Genomic DNA, 14,281 nt, shown 5'->3' on the forward strand with positions numbered 1-14,281 from the left:
CATGATCTTCCAGCGAAAACTCATAAAACAGCGCCGCTTGCGCTTCTTGTCTCGGTCCCAACATCGCCAAATCCCTCCACAATACGGGAATTGAATCAGTAGTTCAGGCCGCAATCAAGGAAGAGTTTTTCAACAAAATACGCCGATAGTGTTGAAAAACTCCGTTTTTAGCTCTAATCAGCAAATTTTTTCGCCGTACAACATGACAAGCTTTTGGTGGCGAGGGGGTCGGCTAAATTGGCCTTTCACCGCTCATGTGCCAGCTCTCGCCGCCTCACGAACGATCTCATCTGACTTCGTGGGGTTATGAACTTTTGCCCGAAAATCTCGATGTCAGAATTTCAGAGTTTTTCAACACAATGCGCCCTTTGTGCATGAGTTTCTCATAATGCGACTGGACTTCAGCGACTGGCAGAGCGGTAGTGTTAGTGCGCGCGATAAGTATTCGCATGGCTCGCCCGAAACCACCGGGCTCTGCTCAGTAGCAGCGGGATCTTTCCGCTGATCATCTGAGGAGACAGCCATGACTCATTCACCTAAGAAACGCGTCACCAAGAAAGACCAGCTGATCAGGCTGCTCGGCACGAAGTCCGGCAGCGATATCAGATCACTGAGCGCAAAGCTTGGCTGGCAACAGCATACGACACGGGCGGCGTTGAGCGGTCTGCGGAAAGCCGGGTACGAGGTTGCCAGCGAGAAGCCTGTGTCCGGCGGCGTTTCAAAATACCGTATTCTGTCAACGCCTGCCTCACAGCAGAGCGCGCCAGCAACGGGACAGGCGCATGGGGCGTGATCCGAACCCTGAGCGTCCGGCGACACTCGCGCAATGGGAGGCGGTCTTCGGATCGTCTCCGCCGCCGTATATGTCTGTGCCGTTCATGCAGAAAGCCTTGCGCTATGAAGCACAGTGTAAAGCGCTGGGCGGCGTGCCTGCGGGAACAAAACGCGCGCTGAAACGCATTGCAACAGGGGAGCCGGTTGCCGCGTCGAACAGCAGCAGCCTGCGGCCGGGCGCGCAGCTTGTTCGGGAATGGAATGGCAGAACCTATCAGGTTCAGGTCGTAGAAGGTGGCTTTGAATTGGATGGCAAATCGTGGAAATCATTGTCCGCAATCGCCAAGCACATCACGGGGGCCACATGGTCAGGCCCGCGCTTTTTTGGGCTCAACAGTCGGGCAGGGCGGCCATGAAAAAGCTGCGCTGCGCAATATACACCCGGAAATCCTCGGAAGACGGCCTGGAGCAGGAGTTCAACTCGCTCGACGCTCAGCGCGAAGCCTGTGCGGCCTACATTTCCAGCCAGAAGCATGAAGGCTGGGTGCTGCTGCCCGAGCATTATGATGACGGAGGGATTTCCGGCGGATCATTGGATCGGCCTGCACTCAAAAGGCTGCTGCAGGATATTGCGGACGGGCTGGTGGACCAGATCATCGTCTACAAGATCGACCGGCTGACACGGTCCCTCGCAGATTTCTCCCGGATTGTCGATACGCTGGATGCGGCAGAGGCGTCGTTCGTATCGGTCACGCAGTCGTTCAACACGGCGACCAGCATGGGGCGTCTCACCCTGAACATGCTGCTGTCGTTTGCGCAGTTTGAGCGCGAAGTCACGGCAGAGCGCATCCGCGACAAAATCGCAGCCTCAAAGCGCCGGGGTCTCTGGATGGGTGGGAATGTGCCGCTGGGATACGATGCCGATGGCAGGACGCTGAAGATAAATGACAAGGAAGCAACGACGATCCGCGCGCTCTACGAACTCTACGAACAGCACGGCACTGTCCGGGAAGTTAAGGCGGTTGCGGATCAGCAAGGTTTACAAACGAGGCAAAGATCGACAGCCGATGGAAAGCAAACGGGTGGCGGGGCATTTGATCGCGGCCATATTCACCACATCCTGATCAACCCGGTCTATTCAGGACGCATCCGCCACAAGGAAAAGGTCTTTGACGGGCAGCATGATGCGATCATCGATCCGGATCGTTGGGACCGCATCCAGCAGCAGCTGCAGGAGGGTGCTGCGAAAGGCAGGGCTCGCAAGACGGCGAAGCAGCGATCGCTGCTTTGCGGCAAGCTCTTTGATGAAACCGGCGATCGGCTGACCCCGTCGCATTCCAGGACGCGGGCTGGGGTTCGGCTGCGGTACTATGTGTCACATCGCCTGATTAAGAAAAGCGGCGAGGCGAACCTTGATGGCTGGCGCTTGCCTGCGCAGGAGCTGGAGATCAGGGTTGCGCATCTCATGCGCGAGCAGCTGAGCGATACGACCTTCACGAGCAGGCTGGTTCCGAACTGCTCCGCAGAAGAAATAAAGACTCATCATAGCATCCTGCAAAAGCTGTGTGCCGACAAGGACATCAGTCACATGCTCAATCTCGTTGAGCGGATCGATCTGAGCCCCGGTGAGCTGACCATCACAATTGATTGCGTTCAGCTTGCTTTAATAATCAAAGCTGGCGCTGACGAGATCGACGAGGAGCTGCAGGCGATCACGGCGCCCTTCCAGCTGAGGAAGCGCGGCGTTGAGACAAAGCTGGTTCTTGGTAATGCTGCCAGCAACCCTGATGAAACCCTGATCAGAAACATCGCCAAAGCGCATCTCTGGTTTGGGCAAATCAAAGCCGGTAGAACACTGTCGGAGATTGCAAAAGCCGAAGGCACGACAAACGGCAGGATTTATCAGCTGATCAATCTGGCTTTCCTTGCCCCCGACATCATCCGCGATGTCCTCGACGGCCAACAACCTCTGGGCCTGACATCCGACTGGTGCGTGCGGCACACGCTGCCGACCAGCTGGCAAGACCAGCGCGCTCTGATCGCGACTCTCTGATCACCCCCTTCGGACACTCGTATCGCAAAATACCCGAACTCAGACTTAGGGGTGTATTGAGGCTTATCTGCGGGGCGTGAACGGTCTGCGTTGAGTGAACATAACCGTAACCCTCTGAAATACCGCCACTACCTCGAGCGACAGTCGTATCGTCTGTTCTTGAAAGAGTGTTTGGCTGGGATGGTAGGATTCGAACCTACGGTACACTGTACCAAAAACAGTTGCCTTACCACTTGGCTACATCCCAACGTGACGCGGTAACTAAGCCGCTCTGGCCCGACGCGCAAGACCCGTTTTTTACAAAAATTGTGCATTTTCGGTTAATGAAAGCAGATAGCAGATCTGAAGCACGTACCTTTTTCTCCGTTTTGGAAGTGGCAAGTGTCACGCTGGACACACTCACTTTGAACAGTGTCTTTGTCGCGAGGGGTTCGGTCGAATTCACGACCAGCCATGTCGGCGAATTAACAGGCGTGCCGTGTGCTGGCTTCAACTGCCTGTGCTTACCCTTTTTGATGCAGAGGAGTGGACCAGTCTGGATTGGGCTTTGTAGTGATGACTGCACTCTCGGTCAGGCGAAAAGCGGCTGATAGCTACTGGAGATTTACCGGAACAACAAATTGGCCCGGAATTGATCCATTTTATCAATGGGCTAACCACTTCGACCGAGCGCCAACGTACGGGTCGAACTTAATTGCGGATTTCATCTTGCATCACGCCCCACAGGCGCGATTTGGGAGCCCAGCCACGATAGCCGCCCGATTTAACATGGCACCATTCAGGGCCGCATTTGCCCAGTTTCGCGATCACGCCGGCTTCCAGGGCCGCTGCGACAGGAGCTTCCAAGTCAGGACGCATGTGGATTGCCAGCATGTTTTCTTCCACGATAACAGTTCGCACACCCGACAAGAGCGAATAGTGGACCCAGCCTCCCTGGCCGTCGCGATCTTCGACACGGCGCCAGTGGCCAAATTCGGCGGTAATCTGCAAAGGCATGTCGCGATGTTTAAAGACCCAGTCGATACGGTGAGTCAGAGAAGGGCCGCGCCTTACATTACCTTCAGAGGCTTTCATTGAGACGTAACGCGGGATTGGCAGATTTGTGACCGGGCCGATGTCTCGCGCCATGCCGACGGTCCCAAGCACAAATATCGTTAGCGCACCCAGGAGGGATGCAAGAAAAGTTTTGAACATGACACGGCCTGTTATTCGTATTTTACCCGATTGAACACGCGAGGTTCTTGTGCCTCGTCGCCTTCTCGGCCACCATGCCATGAAAAGGGTGATCACGCCAAGACCGGGGAGGCTCTAAATGCCAAAGCCAAAACTAAGTGTTGTCGTTACGCGACGGTTGCCAGAGGCCGTAGAAACCCGGCTTTCGGAGCTTTTTGATGTCAAACTGCGCGACAATGATGTTCCGATGAGCCGGAACGATCTGGTTGCGGCAATGAAATCAGCAGATGTCCTGATCCCAACCGTTACCGATGAAATTGATTCCACCCTCATTGGGCAAGCGGGTGACCGTTTGAAACTGATTGCGAATTATGGGGCTGGCGTTGACCATATTGATGTTTCGACAGCCCGACAGCGCGGGATATTGGTGTCGAATACACCCGGCGTTTTGACAGATGATACAGCCGATATGACGATGGCGCTGATGCTGGCGGTTTTGCGGCGCATGCCTGAAGGGTTGACCGTCATGCAGTCAGATGCCTGGGATGGTTGGGCGCCTACCGCGTTCCTCGGGGGGCGCGTTGGCGGGCGACGGCTGGGCATTCTGGGCATGGGGCGTATTGGGCAAGCCGTTGCGCGCCGGGCCGCTGCCTTTGGCATGCAAGTGCACTACCACAACCGCCGCCGTCTGCGCCCGGAGATCGAGGATGCACTCGAAGCGACATATTGGGAAAGTTTGGATCAGATGGTGGCTCGCATGGATGTGGTGTCGGTCAATTGCCCGGCCACGCCCTCTACCTTTCACCTGATGAACGCGCGTCGTCTGAAATTGATGAAACCTGAGGCCGTTCTGGTCAACACGTCGCGCGGCGAAGTGATTGATGAAAACGCGCTTACGCGAATGTTACGCGCTGGCGAGATCGCGGGTGCTGGTCTCGATGTTTATGAGCGTGGCGCCGGTGTAAACCCTCGACTGCGGGCTTTGGAAAATGTCGTTCTTTTGCCGCATATGGGATCCGCAACCCGTGAAGGCCGGGTTGAAATGGGTGAAAAAGTTATCATCAACATCAAGACCTTTGACGACGGTCACAGGCCGCCCGACCAGGTCGTACCGTCAATGCTGTAAACCACCCTTATCAGATTGGAGTGATCATGCGACTTTTCTTGACAGGACTGGCATTATTTGCGGCATCCGCCGCCCCTGCGCAGCAGGCGGCTGATGCGGTACAGCCCGAAGCGGCAACACAAGGCGCATTTCAGGCGATCTCTAAAGAAGTAGCCAGCGCGCTGGAAGCGAAATTCGCAGGCACACCGGTTGAGGCAGAGAACTGGATGGTGGCTGCGGCAAACCCATGGGCTGTACAATCAGGAGCGGATGTTTTGGCCAAGGGTGGGTCCGCGGCGGACGCTCTGGTCGCGGTTCAAGCCATGTTGGGGCTGGTGGAGCCGCAATCCTCCGGGCTCGGAGGTGGCGCGTTTCTGGTTTACTACGATGCCGCCAGCAGCACTTTGACCACGTTGGACGGGCGCGAAACCGCACCTTTGGCAGCGACCCCGCGCTTGTTTCAGGATGGTGAGGGCGAGCCCTTGGCGTTCTTCGACGCGGTCGTAGGTGGTTTGTCTGTCGGCACGCCCGGCACACCTGCGCTGATGGAAGACGCCCATGTGCGCTGGGGCAAACTGCCATGGGCCGAGTTATTGACCCCGGCAATTGAGCGCGCCGAAATGGGTTTCGAGGTATCGCCCCGCCTGGCCGGTCTGATTGAGGCTGATGCGGAACGTTTGGGCCGCTTTGCCACGACATCGCAGTATTTTATGCCCGGTGGCACACCTTTGGCCGAGGGTGATTTGTTGAAGAACCCCGCTTATGGCACGACCTTGCGGGCGATGGCCGAGGGTGGATCGCGGGCATTCTATACAGGAGAAATTGCCGCCGACATCGTCGCAACTATTCAGAACGCCGAAGGCAATCCGGGCGTGCTCTCCCCGCTGGATCTGAGTATTTACAAGGTGAAGGAACGTGCCCCCGTATGCGTCTCTTACCGCGCGCATGATGTCTGCGGCATGGGGCCGCCCTCTTCAGGTGCCTTGACGGTCGGACAAATCCTCGGCGTTCTGGATAGCTATGATCTGAGCGCTGGACCCTTGGATTTGAATGTGCGTCGCCTGATCGGGGACGCGTCGCGTTTGGCCTTCGCCGATCGTGGGCGCTATATGGCGGACAGTGATTTCGTGCCAGTGCCTGCGCAGGGCCTGCTTGACGGGGCCTATATTGCGGAACGCGCGGCGCTATTGGCTGGCGATGACGCTTTGCCCGAAGTCGCACCTGGAAATCCCGAATTTGACCATGCCCTGAACTGGGCAGATGATCAGTCGATTGAACTGCCTTCGACTTCGCATTTTGTCATCGTGGATGGCGAGGGCAATGTGGCCTCAATGACCACCACCATTGAAAATGGTTTTGGTAGCCGTCTGATGGTGCGGGGGTTTCTGCTGAACAACGAATTGACCGATTTTTCATTTCGCTCCCACGTCGATGGCGTGCCCATTGCCAATCGTGTTGAGCCAGGCAAGCGTCCTCGGTCATCGATGTCGCCGACAATCGTGATGAAAGACGGCGCGCCGGTTCTGGCCATCGGCAGCCCGGGCGGCAGCCGTATCATCGGCTATGTGGCGCAGAGCGTTATCGCGTATTTGGACTGGGGTCTGGATGTACAACAAGCTGTTTCTGTGCCACATGCAGTCAACAGATTTGGCAAATACGACGTCGAGGAAGGCACATCCGCCGAAGATCTGACCGAGGGTCTGACCGGGCTCGGATTTGAAGTTGGCAGCCGCGCTCTCACGTCGGGAATACATGCCATATCCATCGGCGAAACCTTAAAAGGCGGTGCCGATCCGCGCCGCGAAGGTATTGCGCTGGGCCAGTAGGTTCGCAGCGCAAGAAGGAGATACGCAATGGTGAAACACGCGACCTTGCCCCGCAACCAGACGGGTATCGACACGGTACTCGGTGTTCTGAAACAGCAGTTTGGGGAACGTATTCAGAATGGCAAGGCGATCTGCGAGCAGCATGGTCACACCACAACATGGATCGAAAATCAGCCGCCGGATGCAGTCGTTTTTGCTAAAAATACCCAGGAAGTTTCTGATATCGTGACGGTCTGTGCCGCGCATCGTGTTCCGGTGATTGCCTACGGCACCGGCACCTCATTGGAAGGCCATGTCAATGCGCCAGCAGGTGGGGTTTGTATCGACTTGAGCCAAATGGATGCGGTGGTCGAGGTCAACGCAGGTGATCTTGACTGCCGGGTGCAGCCCGGTGTGACACGGCGGGCATTAAACACGCATTTGCGCGATCAAGGATTGTTTTTCCCCATCGATCCCGGTGCAGATGCGTCATTGGGCGGCATGGCCGCAACACGGGCTTCCGGCACCAACGCTGTCCGTTACGGCACAATGAAGGACAACGTCTTAGCCGTTGAGGCCGTAATGGCGGATGGCAAGATTATTCGTACAGGGACACGCGCGCGCAAATCCTCGGCGGGCTACGATCTTACCCGCTTGCTGGTCGGATCCGAAGGCACATTGGGCATCATCACCGAGATCACCCTGAAGCTGCAAGGCATCCCTGAGGCCATAAGTTCTGCCAGGTGTTCTTTTCCAACGGTTGACGCTGCCTGCCAAACCGTCATGTCCGTGATCCAGTATGGTCTCCCTGTGGCGCGGATCGAATTGCTGGATGCAATGACAGTCGAAGCCGTTAACGGCTATTCCGGGCTGGATCTGCCGTTGACGCCGCTCCTCTTGCTCGAATTCCACGGATCCGAAGCCAGTGTTGTGGAACAAGCGGAAACTTTTGGCGCTTTGGCAGAGGATCACGGCGGCGAGGGCTATGCCGCGACCACGACCGCCGAAGAACGTACCAAACTCTGGAAGGCTAGGCATGACGCATACTGGGCGATGCTGCAATATCGGCCAGGAGCCAAGGCCATTGCGACAGATGTCTGCGTTCCGATCTCCCGTTTGGCGGAATGCGTCGTCGTTTCCCAAAAAGAGGCTGAGAAGTTGGGGCTTGTCGCCCCGATCGTTGGGCATGCAGGTGATGGCAATTTCCACGTGTCATTGCTCGTCGATATGGAAAATCCCGATGAACTGGACAGGGCGGCGGGATTTGTCAGCTGGCTCAACGGGGTGGCCATTTCCATGGATGGCACCTGCACGGGCGAGCACGGGATTGGACAGGGCAAGCGCAAGTATCTCAAAGACGAGTTGGGAGAGGCGACCGCCGTGATGTCGGCGATCAAGCGGGCTCTTGATCCCGACAACATCATGAACCCCGGTAAAATTCTGCCCTGAAGTCTGCACAGCCTTGATCCGTTGCCAGTGATGTCGCTTTCCCGTCAAGACCGGTCGGGGGCGTTTTGCGCAATTGGCCGTCAGGCGCTAAACCTTGGGCGTCAACATGCGTCAGGGAGTCTCGCGTCATGAAAACCCAAGTCAAAGCTCTTGTTGTCGGTGGCGGTGCTGTCGGAACATCTATTGCCTACCACTTGGCGCGGGCGGGTTGGGATGATGTGATGCTGCTGGAGCGTGACGAGCTGACGTCAGGGTCCACATGGCATGCGGCGGGCTTGTTACCCTATTTCAACATGTCTTTTGCGACGACGCATATTCATGACTACTCCATCCGGTTCTACAAAACGCTGGAAGAGGAAACCGGGTTGAACGCAGGCTTTGCGGTGGTTGGCAACCTGCGCATGGCACAGACGCAGGAGCGTATGGATGAATATATGCTCTATGCCTCTACGGCGGAAACTTGCGGCGTTCCCTACCAATGGATGACCCCCGATGAAATCAAAACCAAATGGCCGCTAATCCGAACGGATGACCTCAAAGGCGCGCTCTATCATCACACAGACGGTTACATAAACCCCGCCGATGTCACCATGGCGATGGCCAAGGGTGCTCGCCAGCGCGGCGTGATGATTGAGCGTAAGTGGCAGGTAGACGCCTTCCATTGGACGGGCAGCCATTGGGAGGTCACCGCGACCAAGATGGCGGAAAAAGGTGGCAATCTTGTGCCAACGGACGAGCAAGTCGTCGTCACTGCTGAACATGTGGTCACGGCCTCGGGCAATCACGCGCAGCGCACAGCCCAGATGTTGGGCATCAAGATGCCTGCGATCCCGGTAGAGCATCAGTTCATCGTAATGGAGCAGGACCCGTCGCTGGTAAAATTCCGCGCTGAAGGCAATGTGGAACACCCTGTTGTGCGTGATGCGGATGCCCAATCCTATGTGCGCGAAGAACGCGGCGGCTGGATATTGGGCGTCTATGAAAAGGGTGCACCCGTGCGGTTCGAATACGGCGTTCCGGACAGTTTCCGCGCAGACCTTTTCCAGCTCGATCTGGAACGGATCGAAGACCAATATATGGCGATGATCCATCGCCTGCCATCTTGCGAAAACTCTGGTCTAAAGGACGATTTCAACGGTCCTATTTGCTACACGCCTGATGGCAACCCGCTGGTTGGCCCGGCGCCCGGTCTGCGCAACATGTGGTTGGCGGAAGGGTTTTCTTTCGGGATCACAGCAGCGGGCGGCACGGGGTACTACCTGGCGCAGTTGATGGTCGAGGGGGAGGCCGAGATTGACATGGCCTCACTGGATCCCAAACGTTACGGCGACTGGATGACAACCGAATTCGCGGCGCGCAAGAACGAAGAGGCATATGATCACGTCTACGTTCTGCACCACCCGGACGAGGAACGCCCGGCCTGCCGTCCTCTGCGCACCTCACCTGCCTATGACCGGCAGGCGGCGCGCGGCGCGCAATTCGGTTGGGTCAATGGCTGGGAACGTCCGAACTACTTTGCCCCTGAAGGGTTCAGCGATCATGACAGCCGTTCGTTTCGCCGTGGAGGTTGGTGGCAGTATGCGGTTGACGAGGCCAAGGCGATCCGTGAGGGCGTAGGTCTAGTTGATGCGACGGCCTTCACCAAACATCTGGTGCGCGGGCCGGGAGCGACGCAATTCCTCGATTGGTTCACCTGCAACAAATTGCCTTCGATCGGTCGGATCAACCTGACCTATGCGCTGACCGGGCATGGCACGACGCGCACCGAATACACCATCGTGCGGCTGGGACAGGATGAATATTACCTTGTTTCCGCTGGTGCATGGACCGCCTATGACGCGGACTACCTGCGCAAAGCCATCGAGGATAAGGCGCCTGAATTTGGTTATGTCGAATGCCACGATGTGACAACACAATGGGGTGTTTTTGCCATTGCCGGGCCAAAGTCGCGTGATGTGCTGAATGAGATCGTCAAGGATGCAGACCCCGCCACAGTTCTGTCCAACAAGCGGTATCCTTGGCTGACCATGCGCAACATCGAGTTGGGCATGTGTCCGGTGCGGGCAATCCGGGTTGCCTATACCGGGGAGTTGGGGTGGGAGCTGCATCACCCGATAGAGATGCAGAACTATCTTTTTGACCAGCTCGAAAAAGCCGGTGAGGCACATGGCCTCAAATTGGTCGGCGCGCGGGCGCAAAACTGGTTGCGTCAGGAAAAATCCTATCGCGCTTTTGGCAATGAACTCGGTCGCGATGCGACGCCGCTAGAGGCAGACCTGCCTCGGTTTATCGATCTCACCAAAGACTTCCACGGCAAAGCTCAATTGGAGAAAACCGGCGTGCGCTCGAAATGTGTCACGGTTTTGATCGACGGGCCTGCCGATGCTGATCCTTGGGGACGCGAGGCCCTCTATCATGGCGACACCCGCGTTGGGCGTCTGACATCAGGCGGGTATTCTGTGGCCTTTGGCAAGAGCATTGGCATGGGCTATGTGACACCTGAATTTGCGGCCCAAGGTACGAAGCTCAAGGTGAAAATGCTGGATCGGCTCTGGGAGGCGGAGATCGTCGAAGACAGCCCCTATGATCCCAAAAACGCCCGTATCCGCGCTGATGGTTAGGCTTTGGTAGCGACAAAAGCGAGGTTGTTTGCAGGCATTTCCACCTTGTCAATGGATGAGGCACCCGCTGAATTCAACCAGGCTAAGATCTCCACATCGTCCTTGTAGCCGATCTTTGGGTCGGCCGCGCGCAAGCTCGCGTCAAAGCCAGCGTCGCCACTGCTGGTAAGAGCTCCGTTCCTTTTGAATGGACCGTAGAGTATAAACTTGCCCGCTGAAGGCAATGCATGCATCGCTTCGATCACAACTGTGTTTGCGACTGTGTCCGTGATCAGGTGCAGCAAGTTAATCAGCACAATCAAATCTGTGCCACGATGCTGTTGATGCCAACCGGGTTGTGTCGCATCCAGGAACGAGGCAGCCCTAACACTGGCCAGATCTGTGTCTTGAACATAGGCATCAATACTGGCCAGCCGGTCATGATCCACGTCCGTCGGTTGCCAGATAACTTTCGGCAGAGCCTCGGCGAAGGAAATGATATGCTGCCCTGTCCCACTGGCGATTTCCAGAGCGGTTCCGGTTTGTGGAGCATATTCGCGCAACAGATCACATAAAAACCGGGCGTTGCGAGTAGCGGCGGGCGCATGTAGTTTTGCGCCGTCCACAGCGTCGGCAACGCTGGCATTGGGGGGTAAATTTCTCGTCATCGCAACCGCTCTGGCCTCAGAGCCGCCGACACATCCTTGTCCAGTGATGGTGTTCGCCCGCAAACAAGGTCGGCCAACAGTTGCGATGCCGCAGGGGCTGTTTGAAAACCGTACCCGCCTTGCCCGGCACACCAAACAAACGCCGGGTGATCCGGATCACGACCCAAGACCAGCGTCCGATCCGGCGCAAAGCTACGCAGCCCGGCCCAGCTGGATTGCAGCCGCGTGACAGGTTCGGTCACCATCTCTTCATAGAGCGCCAAACCCTGAGCCAGTGTCAGATCTTCAGCCCAAGCGTCATGTGGTTTTACTGCATCTTCGTCGGCAGGGGATACGAGCAGACAGCCTGCATCCGGTTTCGCATACCATGTCTCATCAACCCCGAAAAACATCGGCCAGGCGCTGACATCATGCCCGCCGGGGGCTGGAATGCGGGCCATGGAACGGCGGTGTGGGGTGATCTCCAGCGGGGCAACATGCGCCAATTCTGCGATTTGATCGGCCCACGCGCCCGCCGCATTTACCAGCATCGGCGCGGTAAAATGCATGTCGGCTGCGCGCAGGTCCCACTTTCCCGACGCCCAATGGATCGCATCCACGCGACATCCGGTTTCGATGGTTCCGCCATTTTTCCGCAAAGTCCGTGCGAAGTCTTGCAGCAGAAGATCGGTGTCAATGTCCTGCGCATCCGCGTGATAGGCAGCATATGTGAGCTTTGCGGGGTTTAGCACGGGCACAAAAGAAATCGCCTCGGCTTGCGTAATGGGCGAAGTGCCCAAGGCGGCGGCGTCTTTTTCAAAAGCGGCGCGTTCGTGTGCCTGTGCGATGATCAACAATCCGCGGGGACTCAAGTAGCCACCAGATTCCAAAAAATCGACACTGGCTCGGTTGAGCGCCTGAACACTCGACGCGCCATAATTCGGCTCGATCAGGGCGGCAGAACGGCCCGATGCGTGATACCCCAGCGATGCCTCCGCTTCGATCACGGTCACTTTGGCGTTTTCCGACAGGCGCGCCGCGGCGGAGAGGCCTGCAATCCCGCCACCAATCACGAGGATGTCTGTCACTATTGCTCTTCGATCCGGTCGGTCGCAGGGGGTGGCGTCGGGCTCAGACCTGAGAGCCGGTCGTAAAGTTCAGGTGTCATCTGGAAATCCAATGCGGCCAACGAAGGCTCGAGCTGTTCGGCTGTTCTGGCAGAAATGATCGGGGTTGGTCCCATGGGGTGCGCCGCTGCCCATGCCACCGCCAAGGTCGCGGCGCTCACGTCGAGTTCTTGCGCTACTTGACCAAGACCAACGGCGGCTTGATGCATCCAATCCAATCCATAGCGCGCGGCATAGCGATCATCTTCGGTCAGCCGCCCGGTATCACCTAAGCTGTATTTCCCGGTCAGCAGGCCCCCGCCCAAGGGCGAATAGGGTGCGCAGGCCACACCTTGATCGGCACACATGGGCAGGATTTCAACCTCGGCTTGTCTTTTCACTAAGTTGTACATGGGCTGCAGGATATCCACGCTGATATCGAACTTGGCGGCGATGTTGATGGCCTTGACCACTTGCCAAGCGGCGAAATTGGACACACCGACATAGCGGATCAAGCCTTGTTGTTTCAGTTCCGCCAGCGCTTCCATGCTCTCGTGCAAGTCGGTGTCAGGGTCGAACCGGTGCATGTAAAGAACATCGACCACATCCAGCTTCAGCCTTTTGCGTGAAATTTCAAAGGAATCCTGGATGTTTTTTCGCGACCCGCCGCCGGTGTAAGCTGCTTTGGTTGCAATGATCAGACGCTCACGGTCATCGCCGAGCATTGCGCCCAGCAGTTCTTCGGACGCGCCATCGTTATAAACATAGGCGGTGTCGAAATGAGTGATGCCGCTTGCAAGCGATGCCTCGAATATTGCGCGCGAGGCTGCGACATCCGCCCGTCCGCCAAATTGCATTGTGCCAAAAGCGAGGCGGCTTGCGGGGGTGCCATCTAGGCTGGTGAGCTGTTTTTCCATTGCGCAAACGTGGCATGGCGCGCAGGCCCGTGCAATATTCAAAGATGTTCAATGCAGCCAGAAAGGAACCGGCGTGATCGTCACAAGCAAATCTGAATTAAAGGGGACACCGCGGGATGCTTCGGGCCCTGGCTGGACCAGCCTGAGGTTGTTGGTCAAATCTGACGACATGGGGTTTTCGATGACAGAGACACAAGTTCTGCCCGGCGCGGCCATGAAATTGGAATACAAAAACCACATCGAGGCCTATTACTGCATCGGTGGGGTTGGCGTCGTCACGGAGTTGGACAGCGGTGCCGTTCACCGCATCACGCCAGGCATGTTATACGCGCCCAACGCACATGACCGGCATGAAGTGCGCAATGACGGGAGCGTGCCCTTTCATCTGATTTGCGTGTTCTCCCCGGCGTTGCAAGGTGACGAGACGCATGGGCCGGATGGCAGTTATGCGTCGTCTTGAAGGGGGTCGGGTATCAGACACAAAACGAAATCAATAACTGTCCGTGCGGGCATTTCGCAGGGAAAGAGCCGTGATCCGGTTCCAAGACGATAGAAATTGAAGCTTATGTAGTCTTGCCCGGTAAGCTCTTCGGCAACCAGTTTCATGGATTTTCCCGCGTTGAACATGGTTTTACTGATAACTTAGCGACGG

13 protein-coding genes and 1 tRNA gene are annotated in these 14,281 nt (G+C 56.9%); 8 read left to right on the top strand and 6 right to left on the bottom strand.

Annotation, left to right across the window (positions count from 1 at the left end):
* The first annotated feature begins 523 nt into the window (after window positions 1–523).
* Genes AB8B75_RS05495 through AB8B75_RS05505 form a run of 3 tightly spaced genes read left to right on the top strand, consistent with a single transcriptional unit; the run spans window position 524 to window position 2,827 of the window.
* Complete coding sequence (locus tag AB8B75_RS05495) at window positions 524–793, top strand: DUF3489 domain-containing protein (protein WP_405360474.1); 270 nt, start codon at window positions 524–526, stop codon at window positions 791–793.
* Window positions 783–1,190 carry a DUF2924 domain-containing protein gene (locus AB8B75_RS05500; protein ID WP_405360476.1) on the top strand — a complete coding sequence of 136 codons (408 nt, stop codon included), beginning with the start codon at window positions 783–785 and terminating at the stop codon, window positions 1,188–1,190. The genes AB8B75_RS05495 and AB8B75_RS05500 overlap by 11 nt, the downstream gene beginning before the upstream one ends.
* Window positions 1,187–2,827, top strand: a complete 1,641-nt coding sequence (locus AB8B75_RS05505) for a recombinase family protein (RefSeq protein WP_405360478.1) — start codon at window positions 1,187–1,189, stop codon at window positions 2,825–2,827. The genes AB8B75_RS05500 and AB8B75_RS05505 overlap by 4 nt, the downstream gene beginning before the upstream one ends.
* Before the next feature lie 172 nt (window positions 2,828–2,999).
* On the opposite strand, the gene AB8B75_RS05510 is transcribed toward AB8B75_RS05505, so the two are convergent.
* Both AB8B75_RS05510 and AB8B75_RS05515 read right to left on the bottom strand, forming a co-directional pair.
* Window positions 3,000–3,074, bottom strand: a tRNA-Gln gene (locus AB8B75_RS05510).
* Between the two features lie 443 nt (window positions 3,075–3,517).
* Complete coding sequence (locus AB8B75_RS05515; RefSeq protein ID WP_405360480.1) at window positions 3,518–4,021, bottom strand: SH3 domain-containing protein; 504 nt, start codon at window positions 4,019–4,021, stop codon at window positions 3,518–3,520.
* A 118-nt stretch (window positions 4,022–4,139) separates the two neighbouring features.
* Here AB8B75_RS05515 and AB8B75_RS05520 point away from each other — a divergent pair, with 118 nt between their 5' ends.
* From AB8B75_RS05520 to AB8B75_RS05535, 4 genes are all read left to right on the top strand, one after another.
* Window positions 4,140–5,126 carry a 2-hydroxyacid dehydrogenase gene (locus AB8B75_RS05520; protein WP_405360482.1) on the top strand — a complete coding sequence of 329 codons (987 nt, stop codon included), beginning with the start codon at window positions 4,140–4,142 and terminating at the stop codon, window positions 5,124–5,126.
* Between the two features lie 26 nt (window positions 5,127–5,152).
* Window positions 5,153–6,931, top strand: a complete 1,779-nt coding sequence (gene ggt / locus AB8B75_RS05525; protein WP_405360484.1) for a gamma-glutamyltransferase — start codon at window positions 5,153–5,155, stop codon at window positions 6,929–6,931.
* Window positions 6,932–6,958: 27 nt separating this feature from the next.
* A complete protein-coding gene (locus tag AB8B75_RS05530) occupies window positions 6,959–8,359 on the top strand; it encodes an FAD-binding oxidoreductase (RefSeq protein WP_405360486.1) in 1,401 nt (466 codons plus the stop codon).
* 128 nt (window positions 8,360–8,487) lie between these two features.
* Window positions 8,488–10,980, top strand: a complete 2,493-nt coding sequence (locus tag AB8B75_RS05535; RefSeq protein ID WP_405360488.1) for an FAD-dependent oxidoreductase — start codon at window positions 8,488–8,490, stop codon at window positions 10,978–10,980.
* On the opposite strand, the gene AB8B75_RS05540 is transcribed toward AB8B75_RS05535, so the two are convergent.
* The 3 genes from AB8B75_RS05540 to AB8B75_RS05550 are packed head-to-tail and all read right to left on the bottom strand — an operon-like array spanning window position 10,977 to window position 13,629.
* On the bottom strand, window positions 10,977–11,627 hold the full coding sequence (locus AB8B75_RS05540; protein ID WP_405360490.1) for a DUF938 domain-containing protein: 651 nt from the start codon (window positions 11,625–11,627) through the stop codon (window positions 10,977–10,979). The genes AB8B75_RS05535 and AB8B75_RS05540 overlap by 4 nt on opposite strands.
* On the bottom strand, window positions 11,624–12,694 hold the full coding sequence (locus tag AB8B75_RS05545; RefSeq protein WP_405360492.1) for an NAD(P)/FAD-dependent oxidoreductase: 1,071 nt from the start codon (window positions 12,692–12,694) through the stop codon (window positions 11,624–11,626). The genes AB8B75_RS05540 and AB8B75_RS05545 overlap by 4 nt, the downstream gene beginning before the upstream one ends.
* Window positions 12,694–13,629 (bottom strand): aldo/keto reductase, encoded by a 936-nt coding sequence (locus AB8B75_RS05550; protein ID WP_405360494.1) that lies wholly within the window; start codon window positions 13,627–13,629, stop codon window positions 12,694–12,696. Before AB8B75_RS05550 ends, AB8B75_RS05545 begins: the two co-directional genes overlap by 1 nt.
* A gap of 73 nt (window positions 13,630–13,702) precedes the next feature.
* On the opposite strand from AB8B75_RS05550, the gene AB8B75_RS05555 reads away from it, so the two are divergent.
* Complete coding sequence (locus tag AB8B75_RS05555) at window positions 13,703–14,089, top strand: ectoine synthase (protein WP_405360496.1); 387 nt, start codon at window positions 13,703–13,705, stop codon at window positions 14,087–14,089.
* Here the strand turns inward: AB8B75_RS05555 and AB8B75_RS05560 are convergent.
* Window positions 14,074–14,235, bottom strand: coding sequence for a hypothetical protein (locus AB8B75_RS05560; protein WP_405360498.1), 162 nt, complete (start codon window positions 14,233–14,235; stop codon window positions 14,074–14,076). The genes AB8B75_RS05555 and AB8B75_RS05560 overlap by 16 nt on opposite strands.
* Window positions 14,236–14,281: the final 46 nt, after the last annotated feature.

This window comes from Roseobacter sp. (genome assembly GCF_045106495.1).
Classification (GTDB): Bacteria; Pseudomonadota; Alphaproteobacteria; order Rhodobacterales; family Rhodobacteraceae; genus Roseobacter.

Bases quoted from the DNA above. Each gene is read 5' to 3' on its own strand.
- AB8B75_RS05500 (WP_405360476.1), top strand. From the start codon at position 783: ATGGGGCGTGATCCGAACCCTGAGCGTCCGGCGACACTCGCGCAATGG.
- AB8B75_RS05535 (WP_405360488.1), top strand. From the start codon at position 8,488: ATGAAAACCCAAGTCAAAGCTCTTGTTGTCGGTGGCGGTGCTGTCGGA.
- AB8B75_RS05515 (WP_405360480.1), bottom strand. From the start codon at position 4,021: ATGTTCAAAACTTTTCTTGCATCCCTCCTGGGTGCGCTAACGATATTT.
- AB8B75_RS05495 (WP_405360474.1), top strand. From the start codon at position 524: ATGACTCATTCACCTAAGAAACGCGTCACCAAGAAAGACCAGCTGATC.
- AB8B75_RS05520 (WP_405360482.1), top strand. From the start codon at position 4,140: ATGCCAAAGCCAAAACTAAGTGTTGTCGTTACGCGACGGTTGCCAGAG.
- AB8B75_RS05540 (WP_405360490.1), bottom strand. From the start codon at position 11,627: ATGACGAGAAATTTACCCCCCAATGCCAGCGTTGCCGACGCTGTGGAC.
- AB8B75_RS05550 (WP_405360494.1), bottom strand. From the start codon at position 13,629: ATGGAAAAACAGCTCACCAGCCTAGATGGCACCCCCGCAAGCCGCCTC.
- AB8B75_RS05560 (WP_405360498.1), bottom strand. From the start codon at position 14,235: ATGAAACTGGTTGCCGAAGAGCTTACCGGGCAAGACTACATAAGCTTC.
- AB8B75_RS05505 (WP_405360478.1), top strand. From the start codon at position 1,187: ATGAAAAAGCTGCGCTGCGCAATATACACCCGGAAATCCTCGGAAGAC.
- ggt (WP_405360484.1), top strand. From the start codon at position 5,153: ATGCGACTTTTCTTGACAGGACTGGCATTATTTGCGGCATCCGCCGCC.
- AB8B75_RS05530 (WP_405360486.1), top strand. From the start codon at position 6,959: ATGGTGAAACACGCGACCTTGCCCCGCAACCAGACGGGTATCGACACG.